We start from the raw sequence: 26727 nt of genomic DNA, 5'->3' as shown, positions 1-26727 counted from the left end.
GGATGTAACGAAAAGGTTTTCGAAAGGAGGGTACTTATGCTGATCTTAAGATTGCTAGCATTTTTAATTGATGGAATAATTATTTTTCTTCCTAGTACAATGCTTAGCTATCTGCTAATGGTGCCTGCTGGAATAACTATTGTTTTGCCTCAATTGCTCTTTGTGGTCTACAACATGGTTTGCTTGAGTAGTTTTGAAGGAAAAACGATTGGAAAGCATTTTGCGAAACTTGTTGTTTTTACGAATCAGCGTAATCTACTAACGGTGGGGATGAGGGAAGTAGCAAAATTGCTCTACTTTTTGCCAATGATCGGTTGGTTGTTTTTCATTGGTTCTTTCTTAGTCTATTTGGGTACGAAAAAAACTTTACACGATATATTAGGACAGAGTACGGTGGGATTTAATAAGAAAGAGGAGAATGATCACTATGAGCGAAACCTCCTTCGATGAATTGTTAGCTGGAAATCCTTTAGTAGAAATCAATACACAAGCTCTGTTTTTGTTAGTTGTTCTTGCCTGGGCTAGTGCGAGTCTTATTGCTTGGAAGTGGCGAAACGAATACCAAGCCGCAAAAATAATTAGAGATTATGCTTATTATGCGCCACTTCACTTAATCGTAGGATTTGTTTTTCTTAACGCAGCAATTGTTCTAGTAATTGGTAGTTATTTAATGGGCTTGATTGTGCTTTTATTTCGGTCCAATAATTATTTTTATAAATAAAAAAATTTTTGAAAGAAACTAAAACGTTTTCTTAAGATCTAGGAGGAAAAAATGGAAACAGCAATGCAGTATTTAAAAGAAGACCCATGGAAAATTACGGAAAAGGCCTTTGATACAAAATGGTTAGGCAAGGCAGAAGTGATTATGTGCTTGGGCAATGGCTATCTGGGGATGCGCTCTGCCACAGAAGAGAAATATGTTGGTGAAACCCGTAATCTTTTTGTCGCAGGAACCTTTAATAAATTCGACGAAAATGAAGTGACTGAGCTGCCCAATGTACCTGATATGATAGGGATGGAACTCCTTTTTGATGGCAAACGATTAGATTTATCAAAAGGCACTTATTCAAACTATTCACGTTGCTTAAATCTGAAAACAGGGGAACTAACGCGGTCCTTTCAATGGAAGCATGGTCAGATCAATGTCGAACTGACCTTTAAGCGATGTGTTTCCTTTGCACAAAAGCATGTGTTTGCGCAACAAGTGATGATCAAGAATTTAGGAAAAGAAGTCACGTTGGAAATTATTTCTGGTATTGATGGACAGATGACAAATAGTGGTTCGCAGCATTTTACTGAAGGAGACAAATCACTCGTCGATAATCGATTTTTACAAATGATGCCAAAGACCACTCAATCTAACATCGCCTTTGTTCTTTCGACAGCACATAATTTAGAAAAAACAGTAGATTGCTATGATGAAACCAAGAAACGGATCGAGATGGGTAGACGAAAAATCTACAATCGTTATTGGCAAACGTTAGCCGCAAATGAGATGTTAAAGATTGAGAAGTTTTCTTCTGTTTATACCAGTATCGATAAAGAATATTTAGGGAAATCACCACAAGAGTTGAAGAGGATTGCTCTTGAAGAGCTAAAAGAGATTCGTAAAAACGGCTATCAGGAATTAGCAAAAGCTTCAGCCGCGGCATGGGACAAAGAAGTTTGGTCCCTTTTTCCAATCAACATTAAGACAGAGAACCCACTAGATCAACTAGCGATTCATTTTGCGAAATACCACCTGCATGTGATGACACCAGCCCATGACGAACGCATGAACATAGGTGCCAAAGGCCTGTCGGGAGAAGGGTACAAAGGACATACATTTTGGGATACTGAGATTTTTATGTTGCCTTATTTTACCTTCACACACCCAGAAATCGCCAAAAAACTAGTGACTTACCGCTATTTAGGTTTGGCTGGTGCCCACAAAAAAGCTGCTGAAAACGGCTATCAAGGCGCCCAATTTCCGTGGGAAGCTGCTTGGCCTGAAGATGGTGAAACTACGCCAGTTTGGGGCGCTGCGGATATTATCACAGGCTTACCAACAAAAATTTGGTCAGGGTTTATTGAACAGCATATTACCAGTGATGTTACTTATGGCATCAAGCAATTTATCGATGTAACGAATGATCAACAATTCGCGGGGGAAAAAGGTTATGAAGTGATTTTTGATACGGCGATTTTTTGGGCGAGTCGTTTAGAGTGGTCCGAAGAAAACAAACGCTATGAAATTCTAGACGTCGTTGGACCAGATGAATATAAGGAGCATGTCGATAATAATGCATTCACGAATCATACTGCGCACTGGAACATTCAATTGGCAATCTCATTATATGATGAGCTGAAAAAGAACCAGTCGGAACTTTTTGGGAAACTGTCGGAAAAACTGTCGTTAAATGAGGCGTATCAAGAATGGCAAGCGAAAGTAGCTGCAATTTATTTACCACAGCCGAATGAAGTAGGAATCATTCCACAAGACGATACCTATTTGTCGAAAAAAGAAATCGATCTCACCAAGTATAAAAATGATTCGCAAGTAGGCACCTTGTTCCATGAGTATAACTTAGAACAAGTCAATGAAATGCAAGTATCAAAACAAGCCGATGTCCTCTTGCTCTTGTTCTTATTTGAGAACCTTTTTCCAAAAGAAGAGAAACGGTTGAATTGGGATTACTATGAGCCAAAAACGCTCCATGATTCCTCCTTGTCATTATCGACACATGCCATCCTCGCTGCTGATTTAGGGGAAATAGCACTTTCTTATGACCTGTTTCAACAAGCGATCAACATCGATATGGGGGAGAATATGCTGTCTTCCAATGAAGGGATCCATGCAGCATCACTCGGTGGGATTTGGCAAATGACAGTCTTCGGTTATGGGGGCGTGCGTTGTTTAGACGGCCAGTTACGAATTGAACCACATTTACCAAAGGCTTGGGAAGCACTTGATTTTGGTATTATGTGGCACCAACAGCCATTACGGATCGAAGTCACACAGGAAGGTTTTACGGTCACTAACCATGGGGAGCAAGCGATCGAGTTTATCGCTTTTGATAAAGTTTATCAGCTTAAAGAACAAATCAAAATCAATTTTTAGGAGGAAACAAAATGACTGGATGGAAAAAAGTAGTAGGAACAGGGCTTCTATTGTCTGTAGCAGCATTGCTGGCAGCTTGTGGCGGGAACGAAGACACCAGTAGTTCGACAGATCAAACGGATTTCACGGGGGATTCGTTAACGATCGGTGTTTGGGGTGGAAATGAGGCGGAAGAAAAATCGTTGGATGAAATGATCCAATCTTTTGAAGAAGCAACGGGTGCTACAGTTGAAAAGAAAGTATATACCGATTATAACACCCAAATTCAAGCTGATATGGCAGGTCGAACTGCACCTGATGTTTTTTATGTGGATGCCTATATGTTCCCATGGTTCTCGGAGAACGGCACACTTGCAGAATTGGATCCGGCTGATTTTGAAAGTGAACAGTTTTATGATAGCTTGATCGATGCTTTTACAACCTCGGATGGACAACTGCAGGCTGTTCCTAAAGATATGTCAACTTTAGCACTCTATTTCAATACAGCGATTTTTGATGAAGTTGGTGTATCGATCAATGAAGTACCAGACACTCTTGAAGCGTATGTCGAATGGCTGCCATCGTTTCAAGAAAAAATCAATGAAGCTTATGGTGAAGGGAATGTTTTTGCCATGAGTTATAACCAAGATATGGCTCGTAACTACCATCTTGCAACGCGTGAAAATGCTCAACCAATCAATGAAGACGGGACGGCTAATTTGGCTGACCCAGCAGTAGTTGATAATCTTTCAATTTTAAAAGAATTGGTCGATACGAACGCAGCGGTTACCCCGCAAGATATCGGAACAGGTTGGAACGGCGAAGCTTTTGGTTCTGGAAAAATTGCGATCATGGATGAAGGAAACTGGGTGTATGAGACACTGAAGACAGAATTTCCTGATATTCCTTTTGTTGTAAAAGAAATGCCAACGTATAAAGGAACGGAAGGGTCAATGATGTTTTCTGTCGGTTGGGGAAAATATGTTGGGACTGAAAAAAGTGCCTTGGCAGATAAGTGGATTCAACACGCTACTGGACAAAGTGGTATGCAAGCTTGGGTAGAAGGGACAGGAACCTTGCCTAGTCGCCAAGATGTTGCAGATGCAGCGAAAATCACTGAAAATAGTGACTTGAATGTTCACTTAGAGGCATGGAATTATGCAACGATTTGGCAAAATGGAACCACTCTAGATACCATCAACAAAGCGTATCAAAACTTTTTACCTAATGCTTTGAATGGAAACATGACCTTTGAAGAAGCGATGGAAGCTGCCGATGATCAAGCGAATGCGGATATTACAGCAAACTAGTCAGATATTATAAAGAGGGGGGAGACCCTCCCTCTTTTCTTTGGAGAAAGGTGACAACACGATGGAACGAAAAAAACACAACTATACAAAAAGCCAATGGCAAGAAATCCGACAGGCGTGGCTCTTTCTGGCTCCAGCAATTATTGTCGTAGGAATCTTTTTCGTCTTAGCTGTTCTCTTTGCTTTTTATCTATCATTCAACGATGTCAATTTGTTTACCAATACGTTTTCTTTTAAAGGGATAGAGAATTATGTACGTATCTTTACCGATCAAAAAGCACGAATCGCACTTAGAAATACGGCCACTTTCGCGTTGGTCGTCGTTCCATTACAAACGATTTTTGCTTTGATCATTGCGTATATTTTAAGTAGCAGAGGAATCAAAGGGAAAAAATTGTTTCGGATGATTTATTTTTTACCGACTCTAACTTCTAGTTCAGCGTTGACGATCATCTTTATGTTTATTTTTAATATTTACGGTCCAGTCAATGACTTATTTATGAATTTAGGATTTTACTCAGAACCAATCAATTTTTTACAAGAACCGGCCTATGCGTTGAAAGTGATTATGGTGATGAATATTTGGTCGACCGTGCCCTATTATATGACGATCTATTTGGCTTCCTTAGTTGATCTGCCTCATTCGTTGTACGAAGCAGCGGAGATCGATGGCGCGACAACCGTGGATAAATTACGATATATTACGATTCCTTATCTAAGACCAATCACTACCTATGTATTGCTGACGGGCATCATTGGTACCTTTCAGATGTTTGATCAGGCGTATATCTTCTCGAACGGATCAGGAGGACCCAACAATTCGACTCTGACCTTGTCACTAATGATTTACCAATACGCCTTTGGACAAATGAACACGATGGGCTATGCGGCTGCATTAGCGATTGTATTGGCAATCATTATTTTTACTACATCACTTCTAGCAGAAAAATTGAACAAAGAAAGAGGGTAACGTCAATGAAAGGAAAAGAGAAAACAAAACTATTGAAAATCCTTCTCTATATAATCTTGATTCTTTATGCAGTGTTGACGTTTTATCCTTTTATTTGGGCAATCGCTGCATCCTTCAAACCTTATAGAGAAATTGTTTCTGGAGATATGAGCTTGATTCCGAATGAGTTTACTCTAGACAATTTTCGTTATGTCTTAGGGCGCTCCTCCTTGTTTATGCGCTGGTTTTTAAACTCCGTGATCATATCGGTTATTGGAACGACCATCAATATTTTATTAAATACGATGGCTGGTTATGCGTTAGCAAGGTTAAATTTTCCAGGACGTGAACGAATTTACTATGGTTTTTTGGCATTGATGATGGTACCAGCTCAAGTCTTGTTGATTCCCAACTACCTGATCTTGATGAATCTAGGGATGTTAGATAGCTTTTCGGCCTTGATTTTACCGGCTGCCATCAATATCGGGAATATTTTTATGATGCGCCAATTCTTTTTATCGTTTCCTAAAGATGTGGAAGAAGCTGCTGCGATCGATGGTTTGGGAAGGTTTCAAACATTCTTTCGTATCGTGATGCCATTAGCAAAACCATCGATCGCGACACAAGCTGTCTTTATTTTTATGGGCTTTTGGAATGAATTCATGAAACCAATGCTATATTTGACTACGCCAAGTAAATATACTTTGACTCTAGGGTTGCAGACTTTCCAAAGTCGAAATGGTGGTGTACGATGGGATCAGACGATGGCGGCAAGTGTGATCACGATCATTCCCATTGTGATCATTTATTTGCTGTTCAATAAATATTTCTTACAAGGAGTGCGAATGGATGGCGAAAAATGATTCGTTTAAAGTAAGTGCAGAGGAACTTTCTCATCAAACACCTGAGTACCTAGAAACATTGTTTGCAGTTGGTAATGGTCAAATTGGCGTGCGGGCAGGGCATCCTTTAAAAGTTAATGAGCGCTATGCGGGAAATCCGGGCTCCTTTGTTAACGGTTTTTTTGATAGTGAGCCGATTCAATACGGTGAATGGGCGTATGGCTATGCCAAAGAGCATCAGACGATCATCAAACTGCCAAATCTAAGAGGCGTGCGCTTACAGATTGGTGACGAGGACTCTAGTGCTTCAGAATGGCAAATAAAGCCTATAAAAATGACTTTAGATTTGAAAAAAGGCGTGTTGGATGAATCCTATAAAGTAGTAACGCCACTGGGTAAAACTTTTGAATTGGTGATGCAGTCTTTTGCCTCAATGGTACGAAGTGAGCTTTACATCTGTCATTATCAGATTAAAAACACAAATTTCTCAGAGCCAATTTCCATGACACACCCGATGGAACAAAAAGCAGCAATTGTTCAAACAGATGATCCTCGGGTTGCCAGTAAAGCGCATCGCTTACGAAAAGCTGATTATCAGGATTATGCGATTTGGACCGCTGAAACTAGTCAACGAAGCATAGCAATTCGAGTGATCAATGGCGAAAAGCAATTACAAGCAGAAGATACGCTTACGACGGTTTTCCAAATGAAATTACTTGAAGATAATCAAAATCCCGAAACACCTTTTAAACAAGAGTTAGCCGATTTTGAAGTTCTCTTGCAAGAGCAACAACTAAGCTACCAGCATTTTTGGGCAGCCAGTGATATTCAAATCGAAGGAGACCCAATTCTTCAAAAAGGGATTCGATTCAATTTGTTTCATTTGAATCAAGGAGCAGGAAGAGATGGTAGAACAAATTTCGCGGCCAAAGGATTGACGGGGGAAGGCTATGAAGGTCATTACTTCTGGGATACGGAAATGTACCTTTTACCGTTTTTTATTTTTACGAATCCTGAAATTGCCAAAGCATTACTTTCTTATCGGGGGAACATCTTACCACAAGCCAAACAACGGGCGCAGGAGCTAGGGCAAGAGGGAGCATTATTTGCTTGGCGGACAATCGACGGACATGAAACAAGTGCTTACTATCCAGCGGGAACCGCTCAAGTTCATATCAATGCGGATATCGTGTATGCATTCCAATTGTATGAACGGGTGACAGGTGATGAGAGATTCATTGAAACCGTGGGTAGTGATGTTGTTTTTGAAACGGCGAAATTCTGGTTGAGCTATGGCGATCTAGTAGAAAAAGAGGGCAAACTTGCCTTTTGCATCAATGGAGTGACTGGACCTGATGAGTACAGTGCCCTTGTTAATAATAATTTTTATACGAATAAAATGGTTCAAAATAATCTATATTATGCCATTGAGTTAGCACAGCGGTATGGTAAATACCAAGAAACAATTAGTGCTTGGCAGCAAGCAGCCGACTTAATGTACTTTGGTTACGATGAACAGCGAGGGATTACGAAGCAAGACGATGGATTCTTAGAACAAGCAGTCTGGCCATTTGAAACTACACCTGCTGAAAAGTATCCTCTCCTGCTGCATTATCATCCAATGGTCATCTACAAACATCAAGTCTGTAAGCAAGCCGATACGGTTTTAGCCCAAATGCTCTATACAGGAGACTTCAGTCTTGAGCAATTAAAAAAAGATTATGACTATTACGAACAAGTGACGACGCATGATTCCTCCTTGTCTCGTTCTATTTTTAGCGTGATGGCGAGTCGAATTGGGGATTCTGAAAAAGCCTATCGTTATTTTATGGATACGGCTTTGATGGATTTAACGGATCTCCAAAAAAATGTTGTCGATGGCATTCACGCAGCAAATATGGGGGGAAGTTGGCTGAGCTTGATTTACGGTTTTGCAGGGTTGTATTACGATCAAGGCCTGCGATTAGCGAATCATTTGCCACAGAAAATAAAAGAACTAAAATTTACGCTCTTTTATCAAGGAGAACCTGTTAAAATCAGTTTAAAGGATCGCGATATTGACTGTCAGTTAGCGGAGACAACCCAATTGCTCGCTACGAAGACTGATGGTGGTATTTGGATAAAGGAGAGATAGCAAATGCGAACAACGATTCGCGATGTGGCAAAGGCAGCCGGTGTATCAATAGCGACTGTATCCAAAGTTTTTAACGGGTATAGTGATATCAACCAGCAAACCAAGCAAGAAATTTTAAAAATAGCGAAAGAATTAGACTATTCCCCAAACATGGCAGCAAGGACACTGTCTTCCAAGAAACAACAAACCATCGCCTTGATTTTAAATGAGTTGAATTTCAACCGAAAATCAACGATGCCTTTGGAAGTGTTGAATGGGGTCTATCGTTATACGGATCAGTCAGATTTTGAGTTTGTCTTTTATGGGACAAGTACTGAGAAACAAAAGCAAAAGACGTTTAGTCAGTTCTGCAATGAGCACAATATCACTGGTGTAGTGATCCAAGGGTTAAAAACCACCGATCCTTACTACCAGGAAGTACAGCAAACCTCTTTGCCGACAGTTCTGATTGATATGGAAATCGACAATCCTAAGATCGGCTTGGTTTCGATTGACAATGAAAAAGCGGCGCAAGAAGCTGTGGATTTTTTGATTGCCAATAATCATCGACAAATTGGCATGATCAACGGGAGTCGTGATGCCAATGTCAGTGAACTTAGAGAAAAAGGCTACCGCGCTTCTTTGGCAGCGCATGGCTTGTTAGTGAATGAGTCGTATATTCAGTACGCCAACTATGAAGAAGAAATTGCCTATTTGATTTGTAAAAATCTGTTAGAAAATAATCAAGAAATCACTGCACTGTTCTGTGCTAGTGATATTATGGCAATCGGAGCGATACGAGGAATCAAAGACATGGGCTTGCGGGTTCCTGAAGATATTTCGGTCATCGGGTTCGATGATATTATTTTGGCTAGCTACGTAACGCCTGAATTAACAACCGTTGCCCAAGATATGGAACGAATCGGTTATGAAGCAGCTGAATTACTAGCAGACATCATCACCAATCAAGCAGAAACGAGCCATCGAAAAATTAGTCCCCATCAATTAAAAGTGCGACAGTCGGTAGAGAAAATCAGCGAGGTTCGCTAAATAAAAAAGACATGACCTTCATGATATGCTCCCCCTATATAGGACACTGAAATATAAAGTGGCTTATATAGGGGGAGTTTGTATGTCTAGAGGAAAAATGAAATTAAGTTCAGAAGAACGGCTAGCTTTTGTAGAAAGAGCTTTAAAAAATGAAGCTAGCATAAACAGCCTGGCCAAAGAAGCACAAGTAAGTTTCAGTACGATAGAAAGGTGGATCACTCTTTATGAGAATGAAGGACCCACAGGTTTACTCCCTACAAAAAGGAATCAATCATACTCAACAGAGTTGAAACTGAATGCGATCCATGATTATTTAGCTGGAACATATGGTAGCTTAAGAGCTGTCGCCAAGAAATACGGGCTTCGTAACAAAAAACAATTAGAAGACTGGTTAAAGATATATAATACTCATAGAAACTTCAAATCAGAAAGTGGTGGAAGTAGAATGAGTAAATCCAGAAAAACAACATTGAATGAACGAATTAAAATTGTGCATGACTGTATTATCAACGGTCGAGACTATGGGAAAACCGCAATTCAGTACCAAGTCTCTTACCAACAAGTTCGGAACTGGGTGTTGAAATACGACGAGATGGGAGAAAAAGGCTTAGAAGACCGTCGAGGGCAACGAGCGGGAAGTAAACCTGCCAGAACACCCGAAGAAGAAATGCGCGATAAACTGGCTCAACAAGAACGACGGATCAAGTTGCTTGAAATGGAAAATGACCTGTTAAAAAAAGTCAGCGAGTTAGAAAGGAGGCGGGATTTGAATTAGTTCGTCATACGTTTGAATACCAATCGATCAAAGAGCTGCACGAGACAAAAAGCTATCCAATTAACACCATGTGTACCCTGCTCCATGTCACAAGATCGGCCTATTATCGTTGGTTAAAAAATCCCAAACTGCCTGAAGTGGTATTGAATGAACAGTTGGCAGACCTTGTTCGTTATATTTATGAAGCAGACAACGATAAAGGATATCGCAGAATCTGTGAAGATCTCGTGAATGATTATGGCTTTCAAGTGAATGACAAGCGTATTCTTCGAATCTGTCGCAAACTTCAAATCCAATCAACCATCAAGCATTCAGGCAATAGTATCACTAAGGCATCCAAGACTCCGTATCATATTGCGAAAAATTATTTGAATCGAAAGTTCTATGCGGATCAACCGAATCAAAAATGGCTAACAGATGTGAGTGAATTCAAGTATTATGAAGGGGCCGAAGTGAAGAAAATCTATTTGAGCGCTATTCTCGATCTCGCCGATCGTCGCATTGTTTCATTTGTCATCAGCGACAAAAATGACAATAAATTAGTCTTTGATACCTTCGATCAAGCAGTCGCCGCCGAACCAACCGCTCATCCGCTATTTCATAGCGATCGCGGATTTCAATATACAAGTAAAGTTTTTTGCACAAAGCTAAAGAAAGCGAAAATGAAGCAGAGTATGTCTCGTGTCGCCCGTTGTACCGATAATGGTCCAATGGAAGGCTTCTGGGGAATGCTTAAGCGAGAAAAATATTATCGGCGAAAGTTTATCAGTAGAGAAAGTCTCGTTGAAATGATCGAGAAATACATGAACTATTACAACAATGGTCGCTATCAACGATGTTTGAAGAGCAAAACACCGATCCAAGTTCATCAAGAATTATTAATGGCAGCTTAATCACTCCCCCTCTTGGACAAGCGAATAGAATAAATCCGCTTAACCAAGAAGGAGGCCAGTCGAGCAAAGTTGAGGTTAAACAAAGTAAAAAACATAAAAACTGCCTACCGAATTTCGGTAGACAGTCGTCAAAATAATTTTATTCTATTTCATTGTCCACTTGACGGGGAGCCCAGCATCATTGAGTGAAGATCATGTCTTTTTTTGTGGAGAAGAAAACTCAAACAAATTGGTCGGTCATATGTGGCAACAACAAAGTGAAAGTCACGACCATTCGTTTTTTTCATAAGAAGCAAAGCACAAGTCAAGCAACTTCTTGTAGAAATTTCCCTTAATGAAAGGGAAGATATACCTATGGAGGTTGCTTGAGTTTGACTCTAAACTAGTAAGCGAGGGAGAGAGAGATGGAAAAATTAAGCCTATTGTTGTTAAGAACACTTTCGAAGCATGACGGTTTTATGACGAGTAAAGCGGCTGCTGCCGAGTTGGGTGTTAGCAGGAAAACCGTTCGCCGTTATGCAGAAGAAATCAACCAGCATCAAGAACGATACGGTTGTATGATTCAAGCGAAAAAAGGGAGTGGGTTGTATTTACAAATAACGAACGAAGAAGCTTTTCAGCGAAGGAAAGAACAAGCGTCACACAATGACGACTTTGTTTCTAGAATTATTGAATTCTTTATTCAAGAAGAAACGTATATTAAGTCCGAAATGCTTTGCGAACGCTTATTCATTTCTCAGAGTAAGCTATCTCAAGAATTGAAAAAGCTGCGACGGATACTAAGCCATTACCAGCTCTCCATTCAAACGAAGCCGTATTACGGAATGAAACTTAGCGGCAGCGAATTTGACTTGAGACGGTTTATGGCTAGTAATTATTTGCAAAGAACCCATATCAAGCAGTTAGAAGAGGGCACAATCAGCGAAGATACACCGTCGCTTCTTCATCAGCAGATAAAAGCGATCGTTTCGTCGGAGTTTTCGCAAAAAGCCTACCCCATGTCGGAGGCTATTTTGAACAATCTGGTGAATCATTTAGCGATCGCTGTCTTACGCATGCAAAGCGGCCGCTACTTGGATCGAAATCTGCCAATCAGCGGCAGGACCAATGATGAACAGACGTTACTAGGAGAGCGAATCATAGCCAGAATTGAAAAAGAATGTGCTGTACACTTTACCGAATACGAGCGAAATTATGTTTTAGGGCAAATCGTTGGTAAACGAGTAGTCCCTAGAAATGAAAAGATGACTGTTTCAGATGAAGCAGCAGAATTGGTCAGCAAAATTTTAAAAGCGATCAAGGAAAGCCGCCAAATCGATTTCAGCAAAGACTTGGATCTGCAAACGATGTTGATGTTGCACTTTGCTCCGCTGATCGATCGGATCGAATTGGGGATCGAGCTGAAAAATCCTTTGTTGAATGAGGTGAAGGTACACTGTAATGTCGCTTATGATTTAGCCATCATTGCCGGTCAAGTCATTGCAAAGCAATTTGAAAAGACCATCAGTGATCATGAACTCAGCTATTTGGCGATGCACTTTGATGTGGCTTTAAATAAGAAAAATTCGCAAACACAGCGCAAGTATATTTTAGTGGTCAATGACCTAGGCCGAGCGGCCAATACCTTCCTTAAAGAGAAATTTGAGTTTTATTTTCGCAATTATATCAAGAAAGTCACGGTATGCAATCAATATGAATTTTTGCAAATGATCGAAGAGCAGGAGTTCGATTTCATCTTTTCTTCGATTCCGCTTCCTTACGAAGGAACGATTCCTGTTATGAATGTTGATTATTTTATGCAACCGGATATGATCAAAAAGATCGAAGCCGCATTGGCCGCTGTCTTCACAGAAGAAGTGCTTTTGAACTACTTTAAGGAATCATTATTCATCTGTGAACAAGAATTTGAAACAAAAGAAGCGGTATTGCATTTTTTATGTCAACAAATCAAAGAACAGTATTCAATGCCTGAGAATTTTGAAACATTAGTTTTTGAGCGAGAAGCCTTTTTTGGAACCGATTTCTTACCGTCGGTCGCTTTCCCTCATCCCAATGCACTGATTGGTTCAGAAACGGTGATTGCTGTTGCAAACTTGAAAAAGCCAGTGTTTTGGTACAAACAGTCGGTTCGTCTCGTTTTCTTATTAGTGATTGCTGAACAAGATCACTTAAAAGTGAAACCGCTGAATGATCATTTGATCAAACAATGTTCTTCGTTGGATAAAGTAAACAAACTAGCTGCGACAACGGACTTTATGACGTTCATTAATTATTTAAAGGAGTAGTGTATGACAAATGAAAAAGTAACCTTAGAAGGTGCGTATAATTTTCGCGATTTTGGCGGCTATCGGACCAAAGAGGGCAAATACGTAGTGACTGGAAAACTATACCGCTCAGACGAATTGAGCAAATTGACAGAAGCTGATCAGAAAAAATTAGCAGCTCTGGGAATTGAGAAAATTATTGACTACCGCAATGCCCAAGAAAGAGCAGACAATGAAGACAAACCCATTGGGAATGCTCAGATACTCTATTTGACGCCAATTGCTGATATTGCTGCTTTAGCTTCTTCAGAAGAAGGGGAGCCAATGGCGCTTTCTGCAGAAAAAATCACCGCCGAAGTTGCAAAAGAATTGATGATTCGGCAAAATTATGAATTTGTTGAAAACAGTCAATGCAAGACCGTTTTTAAAGAAGTATTGGACATTCATTTGGAAGCTGAAGGTGCAGTGGTTCAGCACTGCCGTGGTGGCAAAGACCGCACCGGTTATGGGGTTGCCCTGATTCAGTTACTGTTGGGTGTCAGTTATGAAGAGGTCATGGAAGATTATCTGCTGACCAACGAGTACAAAAGGGAGAAAAATACCAAGAGTCTCAAGCAGATACAAGAAGAAACGAACAACCCCGATTTTGTGGCAGCAATGCGATACTTCAAAGAAGCTGATCGGTGTTTTTTACAAACCGCTTTGGATTTGATTGAGGCTCATGGGGGGATTGAAACGTATGTAAAAGAAGAACTGGGTTTTTCACAGCAGAAAATCCAGCTGCTTAAAGATAAATACTTGCGGGATTAAGTGAAGGAGGACCTTATGAATACACTGAAAGATAAAATACTAGCTGCAGCCGTTCAAGTACAAAACAATATTTATATGAAAGCCATTGCCAATGCAATGATGGTCTTAATGCCCGTCATGATGATCAGTTCTATTGCTTCCTTGATCAATGCGATCGACATTGGGGCAACGCAACAGATAATGGAACAAATTGGTTTGAAAGCATTATTAACCCAAGTCAACGCGATGACGATCGATGTCGTTTCCGTTTATGTCGCCTTTCTAGTTGGCTATAAATTAGCCGAACATTTAAATGCGGATCAACTAAATGCCGGTATCATGAGTTTGGTCTCATTTTTGATCTTGAGTCCGATTTCGACTTTAGAAGAAACCCGTACGATGGAGTTGTCGACCCTTGGCTCCGGTGGGATGTTTGTCGCCATGTTTGGTGGATTGTTGGGTGCCAGAATTTACATTTTATGTGTACAGAAGAATCTGATGATCAAAATGCCGGATTCGGTACCGCCGATCGTCAACAAATCCTTTGCAGCGATCGTGCCAGCAATTATTGTTTCAGCCATTATGGGCATCATCTACGTGGGCATGGCGGCAACCCCTTATGGCACGCTGACAGATATGATCTATACTTGGGTACAAGCTCCACTGACCTTGCTAGGAGCGAATATTCTTGCCTGCATGATCATTGTGGCTTTTATCGAATTTCTTTGGTTCTTTGGCATTCACGGAGTGTTGGCTGTTTATCCGATCTTGATGCTGGTCTTTTACCAACCAGGACTTGATAATCTGGCGGCGTACAGTGCCGGTCAAGCATTACCACATTTGTTTACGATTGGTTTTATTTTGAACAATCGCGGGGCTCGTTCATTTGCAGTCGCTTTACTGGCTATTTTTGGCTGCAAATCAGAGCAACTAAAAGCTGTTGGTAAAATTGGTTTGATCCCTTCCATGTTTGGTATTTCTGAGCCAATCAAATTTGGGATTCCTCAGGTGATGAATATCAGAATGCTGCTTCCCTTGATGTTAACACCGGCTGTTTCCGTGTTGTCAGCATATCTCTTAACAATTGTGGGCTTTTTGCCTTATCACAATGGAGTCAATATCCCAACTGGATTTCCGATTATTTTCGGTGGCTTCTTAGTGAATGGCTGGCAAGGGATTATTGCACAATTGATTCAATTTGTCTTATGTGTCCTCATCTATATCCCTTTTATGCGTCTGCAAGACAAAGCGGCACTAGCTGAAGAAAAGAATCTGCAAACCCAAGCGACAGTCGTTGAGTAACAAATAACGAGAAAATGGAGGAACAATGATGAAAAAAATAGTATTAGTTTGCGCTGGCGGCATGTCTACTGGTGTCTTAGTAAATAATATGAAAAAAGCAGCGCAAGAAAAAGGAGAAACGGTGGCGATCGATGCGTTCTCCATTGAATCAGTAACGACTGCAGCAAAAGATGCTGATTGCGTACTGTTAGGACCGCAAGTTTCTTACCGATTAAATGAAGTCCAAGGCTTAGTTGCTTGTCCAGCAGCCAGTATCGACATGCGCACCTATGGCATGATGGATGGAAAAAAAGCATTGGAACAAGCACTTGAACTAATAGGAGAGTAGAATGGAAGAAAAAGAACAAATTTGTTTTCAGATTATTTCGCAAGCGGGTATGGCAAGGAGTTGCTTTTTTGAAAGTATTCAAAAAGGAAGAGAAGCCCAAAATCTGGCTGCACTGCAAGCAATCGAAAAAGGAAAAGAACATTATCATGAAGCCCATTTGGCACATCGGAAGTTAGTTCAACAAGAAGCCCAAGGGGAAAAAGTCTGGATGTCCTTACTATTAAGTCATGCGGAAGATCTTTTGATGAGCGCAGATATCATGAGTGAGCTTGCAAAAGAGTTTCAAGGGTTGTATGAAGAAATTCAGGCAATTAAGCAAACGATTCAGTCTACTGGCTCCTAACCGAAAATCGCAATAAGAAAAAGAAACGAAGTGTCAGTCTTTTGACAACACACTTGGTTTCTTTTTGCTTAAATTTGACACGCAAGTTGACAGGATTGCTTGAAAGTGTAGGATAGAAGAAAGATGGAACTTTAAATCAAGGCAAGGAGTCGGACGATGAAAGCTTTCAAATCCCATACCGCACTTTTGATCATCAGCAATACGATCACGATCATCCCGTATCTTTATTTCTTATCTTTGAGCAAAGAGCAGTCGCTAAGTGCAGCATTAGCCTTTGCGCTCTTTTATACCTTTCGCATGACAGGGGTCTTTTTCTTACAGACGCTTACGGCGCTTTTCGCACCATCGCTTTTAGCAGCCAGTGTCTTGATCGGCGGCGCCGGCGCATTGGTAGGTATCTTGAGCACTTGGTGGAGCGCTGCACTCTTGCCAGCTGCTGGTTTGTTGGGGATCAGTGCTTCTTGGTTGCCGCCAGCTGACCTGATGGTACGCCAAAAAGCCAAGCTCACTGAACAGCCGCTGAAAAATGATTGGAAGGAGGCGCTGTTCTTTCTTTTGGTTTTACTGTTTGCCTTACGGTTGCCTGATGACCTTCAAGGCGTTGGCCTATTTGGCAGTTATTTTGCACTCTTTGTGCTGGCGGCTAAGAGTAGTCAAACCTTCAACAACCTCCCAAAAAGACCGTTGATGCAGCGCAACCAGTTATTCAACAAGCAATTTTTGTTGTATTTCTTTTTCTTTCTCTTACTGTTTGGCTTGCGAGCAGCCAGGCTGATCAAGTCGAATGCCCTCTTTGAGTGGGCGATCACTGGTTTCTTGTTTCTCTTTGCTTTGCTACTGATCACTTTAACGAAACGCAGTAAGTCGTGGAGACAGCCGCTTCACTTGAACATCCTCACCTTTATTCGGGGAGTGATCGGTAACTTTCTTTTTCTTTTCGGCTCGGTCTATGTTACCGGTCGATTTGGGGCACAAGCGCTCAGTACTCACGTTTACTTGCCTTATGCACTGGGCCTTTTTGGCGCAATGTTTCTCGGAGGAAAACTCGCACGCTTGCTAGAAAAACAGTTAGTACCGGCGTATTTGCTTGGATTGATGGTTGGTGTTCTTCTATTTAGCAGCGATCTTTTGATCCCAATAAGTTTATTTGTCATTAGTTTCTTTAATGCGGGATTGAATCAATGGCTCACGAAACAGTATCTGGCGGCAAAACCGGAAGCAATTGAACAGCAGAGTTTAGCCAAGTATGCCACACAAAGCAAAGGGAGTCTGGTACATCAATTTCTTTTGATGACACTCCTGTTTGTCATTCTTCGTTTTGAACATCAGCCGTTGGCTTTCTTGTTTCAGCTATCAGGAACGACGGCAACGAATCAGACCTCAAGGATCCAAAGCTTTTTAGAGCCAGCAAAATGGGGCTCGATTGCAGGAGTACTCTGTTTGCTAGTAGGCGGACTGGTGGTATTTCGTAGGAATCGTAAAGAAAAATGATGGAGAAATGATTTGGAGTTGATTCGGTGTAATCGACAAAGAGAATGTTAAGTAGTTTTGTATCAACTAGAAAAAAAGATGAAACCAATTATAGGGAATAAAGTCTAAGAAAGAATAATGAACGGTAACTTGAATCGACAAATGATAGCATATATGCTATCATTTGTGTATGGACAAACCTAAGTTTGAGTTTTATGAGCGACCAAATGGACACAATGAATTTATTGAGTTTTTTGAACAGTTACCTGAGAAAGACCAGAAAAAAATGTTAGCAGTCATTGCGAATGTGGAAGAACATGGAATACTGATCGCTCAAAAAATGAAATGGGTGAAAAAACTGGGAGATAACCTATTCGAGCTGAGATCAGGAATGGGAGGAAACATTCAAAGAGCTTTATATTTTCATTGGCTAGGTTCTAAATTCATTATTACCCATGGTTTCACCAAGAAAACGCAGAAGACACCAATTCAAGAAATAGCAAAAGCGATAGAGATCCGAAAAGAATTTGAGGAGGAGATCAAAGATGCCAACAGTTAAATTCAATGATTTTTTAAAAGAAAAAATGAAAGACACTGAATTCAAAGCTGAATATGAAGCTGAAAAAGCGAAACTTGCTAGTGCTGTAGCATTGATGAAAGCGCGAGAAAGTGCAGGACTCACACAAAGAGAACTTGCAGAGCTCGCCGCTGTTCCTCAGTCAACCATTGCACGTATTGAGAGAGGGGATAATACAAGTTTCGAAACATTATCCAAACTTGCTTCCGCCCTCGGAAAAACCCTGACCGTTAGTCTAGTTTAGGTAACGTCTTAGTTATAGATAAACCAAGCGAATATTCTCAAAAAGCAGACACTGTCTTATTTCTAGACGGTGTCTTTTTTTTTGAAATCGCATAAAAACCGAACGTTCAGCGTTTTATCTTCCTTTATGATAGTGAATTTTATTGCACTATTTTCGAATAGCGTTAAAATAAGAACATCGTGTTAGTGAAAAAGGAACATTAAATGAACGGCTTTTTCCTGACAATGTCTTAGAGAACGGGGGAAATCAAACAAATGGCAACCATTCGCTATTTTAAAGGAGATGTTTTCCATACGCCAAGTGATGGAAAATTGGAGTATATAGAAGAAGCTTTGATTCAAGTCGATGACGCAGGGATCATCACGAAAGTTACTGCCAAAACAGATCAGGGGTATGAGGCAGAGCTGGCAAAAGCATCAGAGAATCTGCTGGCTTTATCTGCAGGCCAGTGCTTTTTACCAGGGTTTGTCGATCTGCATGTCCATGCACCGCAGTGGCCGCAAGCAGGGATCGCGTTAGATGAACCGTTAAATGTCTGGTTAGATGAATGCACGTTTCCACTGGAGGCAAAATATGCCGATCCAGCATTTGCCAAAGCTGTCTATCAAGATTTGGTGGCACAGCTATTGGCAAGAGGAACGACAACGGTTCTTTATTTTGCAACGATCCATCTAGAAGCGAGCCTTCAATTGGCGAAGACTTGTGCCGCTCTTGGTCAACGGGGATTAGTCGGAAAAGTCGTTATGGACGATCCCCAAGCCAATCCTGCTTTTTATCGAGACGCGTCAACAGAAGAGGCATTAGCGGATACAGAACGTTTTATTCAAGAAGTACAAGCAATCGCAAAGACTGCACCTCAAGGCGTTTATCCTGTGGTCACTCCGCGATTTGTCCCCAGCTGTACCGATGAAGGCTTGGCAGGGTTAGGCGCATTGGCTGAAAAATATGATGTCCATGTTCAGACCCACTGCAGTGAAGGGCAATGGGAACATGACTTTGTTCAAGAACGATTTGGCAAAACGGATACCGAAGTGCTGCAAGATTTTGGCTTGTTGCGTGAAAAAGCAGTGATGGCTCATGGCAATTTCATCAGCCCAGCTGACGGCGCTCGTTTTGTTGAAACCGGCGCCGCAGTTGCGCACTGTCCCATTTCAAATGCCTACTTTGCCAATGGCGTGATCCCAATCAAGCGCTTGAAAGAACAAGGGGTCACGATTGGTTTAGGAACGGATATCTCCGGCGGTTTTTCACCGAGTTTGTATGACAACATCAAACAAGCTGTGATGTCTTCGAGAATGTTAGAAGATGGCGTGGATGTCACGCTTCCTCAAAACACACGAGGAGTAGCAGATTCTCGTATATCCGTGATCGATGCGTTCTCATTGGCGACAAAAGGCGGCGGTGAGGCACTGAAATTACCAGTAGGTGTCATCAAAGAAGGGTATGCGTTTGATGTGCAAGTGATCGATACGCGACAAAAAGAAAATCCTTTGCCTGACTTCGGTGTGTTCACCTCACCTGAAGCAAGATTACAAAAAATCCTGTACTTAGCAACGATGCAAAATATTCGCCAAGTCTGGGTCCAAGGAAAAAAAGTACACGAAAAACGAGGAGAATGAGACAGTGGAATCAACGAAAAACAAACATTTAACGATCGGAATGAACGAAGACATTCCCTTTGGTCAAGCAGTACTTTTAGGATTACAGCATGTGTTGGCAATGGACGTGTATGTGCCGCCATTTATTATCGCAACTGCGGTGGCGATGTCCTCTTCAGACGCATCAGGTTTGATCCAATCGACCTTTTTAGGAGCAGGGATCGCTTCTTTGATCCAAGTCCTCTTTTTCTTGAAATTACCCGTATGTCAAGGACCATCCTTTGTACCCGTTGGAGCGATCATCGGTATTTATTTTGGTGCCAACGGTATGGACACGGTGTTAGGTGCCAGCATTGTTGGTGCCGCAGCAGTCATTTTACTAGGTTTTACGGGCATTTATAAGTATATCGTTCGTCATTTTATTCCTACGATCGTCAGTGGAACGATCATTATGATCGTTGGGTTGACATTGCTGCCAACGGCCTTTACCAGCAATATCTATCCTGCCACTGAAACGCTAAGTGCCAATCAAAACATGTTGTTAGCTGCGATTACTGCGGCGATTTTGATTTTGTTTTCCATGCTAGGCGATTATTTTCCGGGAATGGGTAAATATTTCCGAATCAGTTCGGTCATTATTGCTTTGGTTATCGGTACCGTGATTGCTTCCTTTATGGGAGGCGTTGATTTTCAGTCGGTGGCGGATGCTTCTTTCTTTAGTCTGCCAAAACTGGTATTTCTAAACTATGGCCTGCATTTTGATGTTTCAGCGATCTTAACGATGCTAGTGATCTATATGGTGCTCCTAGCAGAAACAACAGGGACTTGGTATGCGGTCAGTTCTGTGACAGAAGAACCTGTTACAGATGAACAGATCAATAAAGGCGTGATCGGCGAAGGATTAGGCTGCTTGGTTGCCGCCTTAGTAGGAACGACCCCTGTGACTGGTTATTCTACCAATGCAGGGATCATTTCGATCACCGGGGTTGCTAGTAAAAAAGTCTTTGTGATGGCATCCGTCTGGTTTATCCTATTGTCCTTCATGGGAAAACTTTCAGCCTTGATTCACGCAGTACCTTCTGCTGTCATCGGTGGCGTGTTCGCGGTCGTCTGCGTCATTATTTTGTTGAGCGGCTTTCGGGTCATTAAGAATGAAGAGTTTTCCGAGCGTGAGTTGTATATTATCGGGGTACCGTTGATTATTGCCATTGGCTTGTTGTTTATGCCAGCAGAAATCAAAGAATCCGCTCCTCAATTCTTACAATATTTATTAGATTCACCGATTGCTTTAAGCGCTATTGCGGCGATCGTCATGAATAAATTGATCCCAGTGAAGAAAAAATAGAAAGTAAATGAGGAATGAGACCTTGTCTCGTTCCTTCTTTTGTTACAATCCTGTGTAAAAAGAGGGTTTTTTGTAATATAGGAAAGGTTTTCTAAGGTTAACTGGTTTACCTGAAAACAAAATAACTGTAATGTTAAAAATTACAGCAGAGTAAAGCTTGATATGATAGGATTCTCAAATTCTTACGAAACGTAAGGCAACTGTCGTTTTCGTAATCATCTGTAATGAATTCTTTACCTATGAAATATTCTTCGATGTTAGACTTGTTTATGCGCTTGAGTCATCTCAAATGACGCAAAATGAGTTTCAAAGAAGGAGATTTAATTATATGAAGTCTTTAAAAACTGTTTTACTTAGTACAGCTGTCCTTGCCGGTTTCGGCCTTTTCTTAGGTGGGAAAGACGCCTTTGCAGACGAACAATACACTGTTCAATCTGGTGATACATTATCAACAATCGCTACTAACTTTTATGGTTATAGCTCTGATGATACGATCAATGCGATCGTTGAAGCAAACGAGATTGCTGATAAAAACTTGATTTTTGTTGGGGAAGCATTGATCATCCCTACAGATGGCACTGCAACTTATACAGAATCTGCAAACACGACTGCTGCAGCAAGTGTACAACAACCAAGTGAACCAGCAGCTTCACAATCAAGCAACACACAATCTGCTGCTGCAAGCACACAAAGCAGCTCAAGCTACAGCTCTTCAGCTAGCGGCTCAGAAGCTTCAGCAAAAGAATGGATCGCAAACAAAGAATCTGGTGGTTCTTACACAGCGACAAACGGACAATACTATGGCCGTTACCAATTAACCAACTCTTACTTAAATGGTGACTATTCAGCTGCTAACCAAGAAAAGGTTGCCGATGAATATGTTGCATCACGTTATGGTTCTTGGTCTGCTGCCAAAGCATTCTGGGAAGCAAATGGTTGGTACTAAGATTCTCAAATGAATCTTGTCCATGACATCTAGTAATCAATTGCCCTTATTGGCGAGTACAACTTACTCGCTGATGAGGGCTTTTTTGTGTCTTCTGAGAAAGGTGAATGAATGTAACGCCGCTTACAGCTGCATGTAACGTCATTATCAGTCGACATGCCACTGATAAAAAATCCCTTTTTCCACGACAACCATGTATAATAGTAGGAAATAGAGCAGCAAGCGATTCAATCTGTCAAAATTGAGGCAGAAAATGGCGATTTTGATAGCAGAAAGTGGGGGACACACAATGAGTACATCGATTGAAGAAAAAATTGCACAAAAAATGCAGCGATTTCAAGCTTTTGGGGAAGGCTTGCCGGGAGCCAAAGTCTATTATCGCAAAGATTGGGATGCAATCTACTTTGATTTAGTAGGAAAGCAGTTTGGGATCATGAGTCCACAACCAGAAGAAACAGCGTTTTTGACTTTGAAAAATCTGCCCGAGGTCAACGAAACGCTGCGAGAGCAATTTCCTGACGTGATCATTCCAGGGTATTATGCCAATAAGACCCATTGGAATACCATCAAGTTGGCATCTGATGCCTTGATGGAAGAAAACATCGAACAAATGATTTTGGTTTCCTACGATTTAGTCAAACAAAAGCTGACAAAAAAACAAAAAAGTGAGCTGGAAAACAGCGAATCGTAAGTCAAAGATTTAGCGACAAAAAATAATCAAACCAGTATCGAGGATCATCATAATCCCTTTACTATTCGTTATTTTCGACAACATTTATGCAATATTTTCAAAGAGCTTTCATGAAAGCTCTTTTTGTTTTATTTGTTCGCTTGTTTCCCGTCGTGATCCATGGTAAATTGTTGTGCAACCGAAATTTTTTGGCAGTCTTTTCTGCTAAACACAAAGGAGTGGTACGTATATGGATCTGGTCTTACGCCATGTCAAAAAGTACAAAGCGGCAACCGGCATTGCCTTATTATCGGTCATTTTAATGGTCGTTGCTGCATTATGGCAGCCGAAGCTCTTGCAGCAAGTGCTAGAATCAATTATTACCGAAAACAATGATGAAATGAAAAAAATTGGTGTGCAGCTGATTGGGCTAGCATTGCTAGGCCTTGTTGCAGGGATTATCAACACGATTTTTTCTGCGAAAGTGGCGCAAGGCGTTAGTGCCGATATTCGGGAAGAGATGTTTCGGAAAATCCAGACATTCTCATTTGGTAATATCGAAACCTTCTCGGCAGGAAACCTAGTGGTGCGCTTGACCAATGACATCACGCAAATTCAAAACTTAGTGATGATCTCGCTGCAATCGTTGTTTCGCATCCCGTTCTTATTTATCGGTGCCTTCATTTTGGCGATGACAACTATGCCGCAACTTTGGTGGATCATCGTCTTACTAATTATCGCTGTCCTAGTGATTACGGCACTCTCCTTTACACGGATGGGCAAACACTTTATGATCATCCAGAACTTGATCGACAAAATCAATGGGATTGCCAAAGAAAATTTGATGGGGATTCGTGTGGTGAAATCTTTTGTTCAAGAAGAAAACCAGCTACAAGGCTTTTCCAAAGTCAGTGAAACGTTAACGAAGCATAATATTATCGTAGGAACCCTGTTCTCTGTAATGATCCCCTCCTTTATGCTGGCAGCCAACTTAGCCGTCGTCGGCGCGATCTTCTTTGTCAGTGATCTAGCGAAAGATGATCCAACCTTGATTGGGGGAATTGCCTCATTCATGAATTATTTGATGCAAATTATGATGGCGATCATTATCGGCGGCATGATGATGATGATGACATCGCGGGCTGCAGTTTCGCTTAAACGGATCAAAGAGATTCTAGATACCGAACCGGATCTGCAATACCAAGATGTCCCAGAACAAGAGTTGTCTGGAAGTGTCGCTTTTGAAAACGTCAGCTTCCGTTACCCTGGGGATGAAAAAAATGCCCTAACGGCTATCAGTTTTACCATCAAACCTGGTGAAATGATTGGGATCGTAGGGGCGACTGGTGCCGGCAAATCAACACTGGCGCAGCTGATTCCTCGTTTGTTTGACCCAACGGAAGGTGTCGTGCGAGTTGGCGGCGTTGACTTGAAAGAAGTCAATGAACAAAGCTTGCGTAAAACGGTCGCTTTTGTCTTGCAAAAAGCGATCCTCTTTTCAGGAACGATTGCCCAAAACTTGCGGCAAGGGAAAAAAGACGCCTCAGAATCTGAGATGTCTCGCGCAACGGAAATCGCCCAAGCCAGTGAATTTATTCAAAAATTGACCGCTGGGTTTGAAGCGCCGGTCTCCGAGCGCAGCAGCAATTTTTCTGGAGGGCAAAAGCAACGCTTATCGATTTCTCGAGGAGTGATCGGTGAACCGAAAATTTTGATTTTGGATGATAGTACGAGTGCATTAGATGCTCGTTCGGAAAAATTGGTTCGCGAAGCGTTTGAAAAACAATTAAAAGACACGACAACGATCATCATCGCGCAAAAGATTGCCTCTGTTGTGAAAGCCGACCGCATCTTCGTTTTAGATAATGGACGTTTGGTTGGTGAAGGAAGCCATGAATTTTTAGCCAATAACAATGCCATCTATCAAGAAATCTTCGCAACACAGAAAGGAGAGGAGTAACCATGACAGATTTGTTCAAAGCGAATAAATTTTTCTACCATTACTTAAAACAATACAAGTGGTCGTTTCTATTCATTTTTGTGACGGTGATTCTGGCAACGTATCTGCAAGTGCAGGCGCCAGTCTTTGTCGGAGAAGCGTTCCAAGAGTTGGCGAATTATGTTGGTGGTTTGATGCAAGGGGTCGATGATAAATCAGCTTTTCTATCGATCATTTGGAAACTGTTGATTTTTTATGTCTTAGCCAGTGCAGCCAATTTTGTTTATAGTATCTTGTTCACGCAAGTGGTGGGAAAATCAACCAACAGAATGCGGATCGGTTTATTTAATAAACTGGAAAAATTGACGATCAAATTCTTTGATTCCCATCAAGACGGTGATATTTTGAGCCGTTTCACCAGTGACTTGGATAACATCCAAAACAGTCTGAACCAAGCATTGTTGCAAGTGCTGACCAATGTAGTCTTAATGGTGGGAATCTTGATCATGATGTTCCGTCAAAACGTTGAATTGGCATGGGCAACGATTGCTTCTACCCCGATTGCGGTATTGATCGCGGTGATCGTGATCCAAAAAGCCCGCAAATATGTCGATCTGCAACAAGATGAAGTCGGAAAATTAAACGGCTATATCGATGAAAAAATCAGTGGTCAACGAATCATCATCACGAATGGATTGCAGGAAGAAACCATTGATGGTTTTCTGGTCCACAACCAACAAGTCCGCGAAGCTACCTACAAAGGGCAAGTCTACTCTGGGCTGCTTTTCCCCTTGATGCAAGGGATGTCCTTGTTGAACACGGCAATCGTGATTTTCTTTGGTGGCTGGTTAGCATTGAACGGTGACTTAGAACGTTCCGTTGCTTTAGGATTAGTTGTGACCTTTGTCCAGTATTCGCAGCAGTATTACCAACCGTTGATGCAGATCTCTTCTGGTTACAGCATGATTCAGTTGGCGATCACCGGTGCGCGCAGAATCAATGAAATGTTTGATGAACCCGATGAGGTCAAACCAAAAGACGGGATCAAAGTGAAGGGCATCAAAGAGGCGGTTGCTTTGAATCATGTGGACTTTGGGTATGACAGTCAAAAATTGGTCCTAAAAGATGTCTCGATCACAGTCAACAAAGGCGAAATGGTCGCATTAGTCGGGCCGACGGGTTCAGGAAAAACGACCATCATGAACCTGTTGAATCGCTTCTATGATGTGAATGGTGGTTCTGTGACCTTTGACGGCATCGACATCCGGGAGCTAGATTTGGATCTGCTGCGTTCTCAAGTGGGAATCGTTTTGCAAGAATCCGTGTTGTTCTCAGGGACGATTCGCGAAAACATTGCTTTTGGGAAACCAGAAGCGACTGAAGCCGAAGTCATTGCAGCAGCGAAACAAGCCAATATCCATGAGTTTGTTATGACGTTGGAAAAAGGCTATGACACGGAGATCACCGAAGAGAACAATCTTTTCAGTACTGGTCAAAAACAATTGATGAGTATTGCCCGAACGATTTTGACCAATCCAGAATTGTTGATTTTGGATGAAGCCACCAGTAACGTTGATACCGTGACCGAAGCGAAAATTCAACGAGCAATGGATGAAGCGATCAAAGGTCGAACCAGTTTTGTGATCGCCCATCGCTTGAAGACGATTTTGAATGCCGACCGCATCGTAGTCTTGAAGGATGGCAAAGTCATTGAAGAAGGCAATCACCATCAATTGGTGGCGGCCGATGGCTTTTATGCGGAACTGTATCACAATCAATTCGTTTTTGAATAAGCGCAAACCAACGTAAAATCATCAAGAAGACACTAGCAGGACAGCCCGCAATTTCGTCAACCAATCGACGAAACAGCGGGCTGTTTTTTTAGGTTAAAGCAAGCGCTT

At 41.5% G+C, this 26727-nt stretch carries 24 protein-coding genes; all 24 read left to right on the top strand.

The features are described from left to right. Positions 1–36 precede the first annotated feature (36 nt). The 24 genes from IGI69_RS13100 to IGI69_RS12985 all read left to right on the top strand — a co-directional run bounded on the left by IGI69_RS13100 (position 37) and on the right by IGI69_RS12985 (position 26619). On the top strand, positions 37–450 hold the full coding sequence (locus IGI69_RS13100) for an RDD family protein (protein WP_213356892.1): 414 nt from the start codon (positions 37–39) through the stop codon (positions 448–450). Beyond that, positions 428–721, top strand: a complete 294-nt coding sequence (locus IGI69_RS13095) for a hypothetical protein (RefSeq protein WP_118215072.1) — start codon at positions 428–430, stop codon at positions 719–721. The genes IGI69_RS13100 and IGI69_RS13095 overlap by 23 nt, the downstream gene beginning before the upstream one ends. 51 nt (positions 722–772) lie before the next feature. Then, positions 773–3100: a glycoside hydrolase family 65 protein gene (locus tag IGI69_RS13090; RefSeq protein WP_438741105.1), complete on the top strand. Its 2328-nt coding sequence runs from the start codon at positions 773–775 to the stop codon at positions 3098–3100. An 11-nt stretch (positions 3101–3111) separates the two neighbouring features. Then, entirely contained in the window at positions 3112–4389 is a 1278-nt protein-coding gene (locus tag IGI69_RS13085) for a sugar ABC transporter substrate-binding protein (RefSeq protein WP_422704787.1), read from the top strand. Positions 4390–4450: 61 nt separating this feature from the next. Continuing rightward, positions 4451–5359, top strand: a complete 909-nt coding sequence (locus IGI69_RS13080; protein ID WP_005228471.1) for a carbohydrate ABC transporter permease — start codon at positions 4451–4453, stop codon at positions 5357–5359. Positions 5360–5364: 5 nt separating this feature from the next. Continuing rightward, a complete protein-coding gene (locus IGI69_RS13075) occupies positions 5365–6201 on the top strand; it encodes a carbohydrate ABC transporter permease (protein ID WP_005228472.1) in 837 nt (278 codons plus the stop codon). Further along, a complete protein-coding gene (locus IGI69_RS13070) occupies positions 6188–8314 on the top strand; it encodes a glycoside hydrolase family 65 protein (RefSeq protein ID WP_422704788.1) in 2127 nt (708 codons plus the stop codon). The genes IGI69_RS13075 and IGI69_RS13070 overlap by 14 nt, the downstream gene beginning before the upstream one ends. A 3-nt stretch (positions 8315–8317) precedes the next feature. Then, a complete protein-coding gene (locus tag IGI69_RS13065) occupies positions 8318–9343 on the top strand; it encodes a LacI family DNA-binding transcriptional regulator (protein WP_005234088.1) in 1026 nt (341 codons plus the stop codon). Positions 9344–9425: 82 nt separating this feature from the next. Beyond that, positions 9426–10118, top strand: a complete 693-nt coding sequence (locus IGI69_RS13060) for a transposase (protein WP_438739694.1) — start codon at positions 9426–9428, stop codon at positions 10116–10118. Between the two features lie 26 nt (positions 10119–10144). Beyond that, positions 10145–11011 carry an IS3 family transposase gene (locus tag IGI69_RS13055; protein ID WP_311776546.1) on the top strand — a complete coding sequence of 289 codons (867 nt, stop codon included), beginning with the start codon at positions 10145–10147 and terminating at the stop codon, positions 11009–11011. A gap of 404 nt (positions 11012–11415) precedes the next feature. Further along, positions 11416–13296, top strand: a complete 1881-nt coding sequence (locus tag IGI69_RS13050) for a BglG family transcription antiterminator (protein ID WP_015510271.1) — start codon at positions 11416–11418, stop codon at positions 13294–13296. Between the two features lie 3 nt (positions 13297–13299). Further along, positions 13300–14085, top strand: a complete 786-nt coding sequence (locus IGI69_RS13045; RefSeq protein WP_422704789.1) for a tyrosine-protein phosphatase — start codon at positions 13300–13302, stop codon at positions 14083–14085. A gap of 15 nt (positions 14086–14100) precedes the next feature. Continuing rightward, positions 14101–15366 carry a PTS sugar transporter subunit IIC gene (locus tag IGI69_RS13040; protein WP_438741100.1) on the top strand — a complete coding sequence of 422 codons (1266 nt, stop codon included), beginning with the start codon at positions 14101–14103 and terminating at the stop codon, positions 15364–15366. Between the two features lie 28 nt (positions 15367–15394). Beyond that, positions 15395–15694: a PTS sugar transporter subunit IIB gene (locus IGI69_RS13035; protein WP_010749922.1), complete on the top strand. Its 300-nt coding sequence runs from the start codon at positions 15395–15397 to the stop codon at positions 15692–15694. 1 nt (position 15695) lies between these two features. Then, the gene (locus tag IGI69_RS13030; RefSeq protein ID WP_010749921.1) at positions 15696–16037 is read left to right on the top strand and encodes a PTS lactose/cellobiose transporter subunit IIA; all 342 of its coding nucleotides are present in this window, start codon (positions 15696–15698) and stop codon (positions 16035–16037) included. Positions 16038–16193: 156 nt separating this feature from the next. Continuing rightward, positions 16194–17528: a hypothetical protein gene (locus IGI69_RS13025; RefSeq protein WP_438741098.1), complete on the top strand. Its 1335-nt coding sequence runs from the start codon at positions 16194–16196 to the stop codon at positions 17526–17528. A gap of 169 nt (positions 17529–17697) precedes the next feature. Then, a complete protein-coding gene (locus IGI69_RS13020; RefSeq protein WP_005228476.1) occupies positions 17698–18066 on the top strand; it encodes a type II toxin-antitoxin system RelE/ParE family toxin in 369 nt (122 codons plus the stop codon). Next, positions 18053–18328, top strand: coding sequence for a helix-turn-helix domain-containing protein (locus tag IGI69_RS13015; protein WP_005228477.1), 276 nt, complete (start codon positions 18053–18055; stop codon positions 18326–18328). The genes IGI69_RS13020 and IGI69_RS13015 overlap by 14 nt, the downstream gene beginning before the upstream one ends. A gap of 254 nt (positions 18329–18582) precedes the next feature. Then, positions 18583–19947 (top strand): guanine deaminase, encoded by a 1365-nt coding sequence (gene guaD, locus IGI69_RS13010; protein ID WP_438741095.1) that lies wholly within the window; start codon positions 18583–18585, stop codon positions 19945–19947. Positions 19948–19987: 40 nt separating this feature from the next. Continuing rightward, a complete protein-coding gene (locus tag IGI69_RS13005; RefSeq protein ID WP_016612741.1) occupies positions 19988–21271 on the top strand; it encodes a uracil-xanthine permease family protein in 1284 nt (427 codons plus the stop codon). A 328-nt stretch (positions 21272–21599) separates the two neighbouring features. Then, the gene (locus IGI69_RS13000; protein WP_008380639.1) at positions 21600–22217 is read left to right on the top strand and encodes a LysM peptidoglycan-binding domain-containing protein; all 618 of its coding nucleotides are present in this window, start codon (positions 21600–21602) and stop codon (positions 22215–22217) included. A 289-nt stretch (positions 22218–22506) separates the two neighbouring features. After that, positions 22507–22908, top strand: a complete 402-nt coding sequence (locus IGI69_RS12995; protein ID WP_060791578.1) for an MmcQ/YjbR family DNA-binding protein — start codon at positions 22507–22509, stop codon at positions 22906–22908. A gap of 229 nt (positions 22909–23137) precedes the next feature. After that, positions 23138–24847, top strand: coding sequence for an ABC transporter ATP-binding protein (locus IGI69_RS12990; RefSeq protein WP_060791424.1), 1710 nt, complete (start codon positions 23138–23140; stop codon positions 24845–24847). Positions 24848–24849: 2 nt separating this feature from the next. Next, positions 24850–26619, top strand: a complete 1770-nt coding sequence (locus tag IGI69_RS12985; protein ID WP_438741091.1) for an ABC transporter ATP-binding protein — start codon at positions 24850–24852, stop codon at positions 26617–26619. The last annotated feature ends 108 nt before the right edge of the window (positions 26620–26727 follow it).

This window comes from Enterococcus sp. DIV1083b (assembly GCF_051713705.1).
Lineage (GTDB): Bacteria > Bacillota > Bacilli > Lactobacillales > Enterococcaceae > Enterococcus_D > Enterococcus_D casseliflavus.
The sequence above is the reverse complement of the archived record's forward strand: the minus strand, read 5'-3'. Positions and strand labels throughout refer to the sequence as shown.

Excerpts from the sequence above, each read along its gene's own strand:
- IGI69_RS13100 (WP_213356892.1), top strand. The coding sequence starts at position 37 with ATGCTGATCTTAAGATTGCTAGCATTTTTAATTGATGGAATAATTATT.
- IGI69_RS13095 (WP_118215072.1), top strand. The coding sequence starts at position 428 with ATGAGCGAAACCTCCTTCGATGAATTGTTAGCTGGAAATCCTTTAGTA.
- IGI69_RS13090 (WP_438741105.1), top strand. The coding sequence starts at position 773 with ATGGAAACAGCAATGCAGTATTTAAAAGAAGACCCATGGAAAATTACG.
- IGI69_RS13085 (WP_422704787.1), top strand. The coding sequence starts at position 3,112 with ATGACTGGATGGAAAAAAGTAGTAGGAACAGGGCTTCTATTGTCTGTA.
- IGI69_RS13080 (WP_005228471.1), top strand. The coding sequence starts at position 4,451 with ATGGAACGAAAAAAACACAACTATACAAAAAGCCAATGGCAAGAAATC.
- IGI69_RS13075 (WP_005228472.1), top strand. The coding sequence starts at position 5,365 with ATGAAAGGAAAAGAGAAAACAAAACTATTGAAAATCCTTCTCTATATA.
- IGI69_RS13070 (WP_422704788.1), top strand. The coding sequence starts at position 6,188 with ATGGCGAAAAATGATTCGTTTAAAGTAAGTGCAGAGGAACTTTCTCAT.
- IGI69_RS13065 (WP_005234088.1), top strand. The coding sequence starts at position 8,318 with ATGCGAACAACGATTCGCGATGTGGCAAAGGCAGCCGGTGTATCAATA.
- IGI69_RS13060 (WP_438739694.1), top strand. The coding sequence starts at position 9,426 with ATGTCTAGAGGAAAAATGAAATTAAGTTCAGAAGAACGGCTAGCTTTT.
- IGI69_RS13050 (WP_015510271.1), top strand. The coding sequence starts at position 11,416 with ATGGAAAAATTAAGCCTATTGTTGTTAAGAACACTTTCGAAGCATGAC.
- IGI69_RS13045 (WP_422704789.1), top strand. The coding sequence starts at position 13,300 with ATGACAAATGAAAAAGTAACCTTAGAAGGTGCGTATAATTTTCGCGAT.
- IGI69_RS13040 (WP_438741100.1), top strand. The coding sequence starts at position 14,101 with ATGAATACACTGAAAGATAAAATACTAGCTGCAGCCGTTCAAGTACAA.
- IGI69_RS13035 (WP_010749922.1), top strand. The coding sequence starts at position 15,395 with ATGAAAAAAATAGTATTAGTTTGCGCTGGCGGCATGTCTACTGGTGTC.
- IGI69_RS13030 (WP_010749921.1), top strand. The coding sequence starts at position 15,696 with ATGGAAGAAAAAGAACAAATTTGTTTTCAGATTATTTCGCAAGCGGGT.
- IGI69_RS13025 (WP_438741098.1), top strand. The coding sequence starts at position 16,194 with ATGAAAGCTTTCAAATCCCATACCGCACTTTTGATCATCAGCAATACG.
- IGI69_RS13020 (WP_005228476.1), top strand. The coding sequence starts at position 17,698 with ATGGACAAACCTAAGTTTGAGTTTTATGAGCGACCAAATGGACACAAT.
- IGI69_RS13015 (WP_005228477.1), top strand. The coding sequence starts at position 18,053 with ATGCCAACAGTTAAATTCAATGATTTTTTAAAAGAAAAAATGAAAGAC.
- guaD (WP_438741095.1), top strand. The coding sequence starts at position 18,583 with ATGGCAACCATTCGCTATTTTAAAGGAGATGTTTTCCATACGCCAAGT.
- IGI69_RS13005 (WP_016612741.1), top strand. The coding sequence starts at position 19,988 with ATGAACGAAGACATTCCCTTTGGTCAAGCAGTACTTTTAGGATTACAG.
- IGI69_RS13000 (WP_008380639.1), top strand. The coding sequence starts at position 21,600 with ATGAAGTCTTTAAAAACTGTTTTACTTAGTACAGCTGTCCTTGCCGGT.
- IGI69_RS12995 (WP_060791578.1), top strand. The coding sequence starts at position 22,507 with ATGAGTACATCGATTGAAGAAAAAATTGCACAAAAAATGCAGCGATTT.
- IGI69_RS12990 (WP_060791424.1), top strand. The coding sequence starts at position 23,138 with ATGGATCTGGTCTTACGCCATGTCAAAAAGTACAAAGCGGCAACCGGC.
- IGI69_RS12985 (WP_438741091.1), top strand. The coding sequence starts at position 24,850 with ATGACAGATTTGTTCAAAGCGAATAAATTTTTCTACCATTACTTAAAA.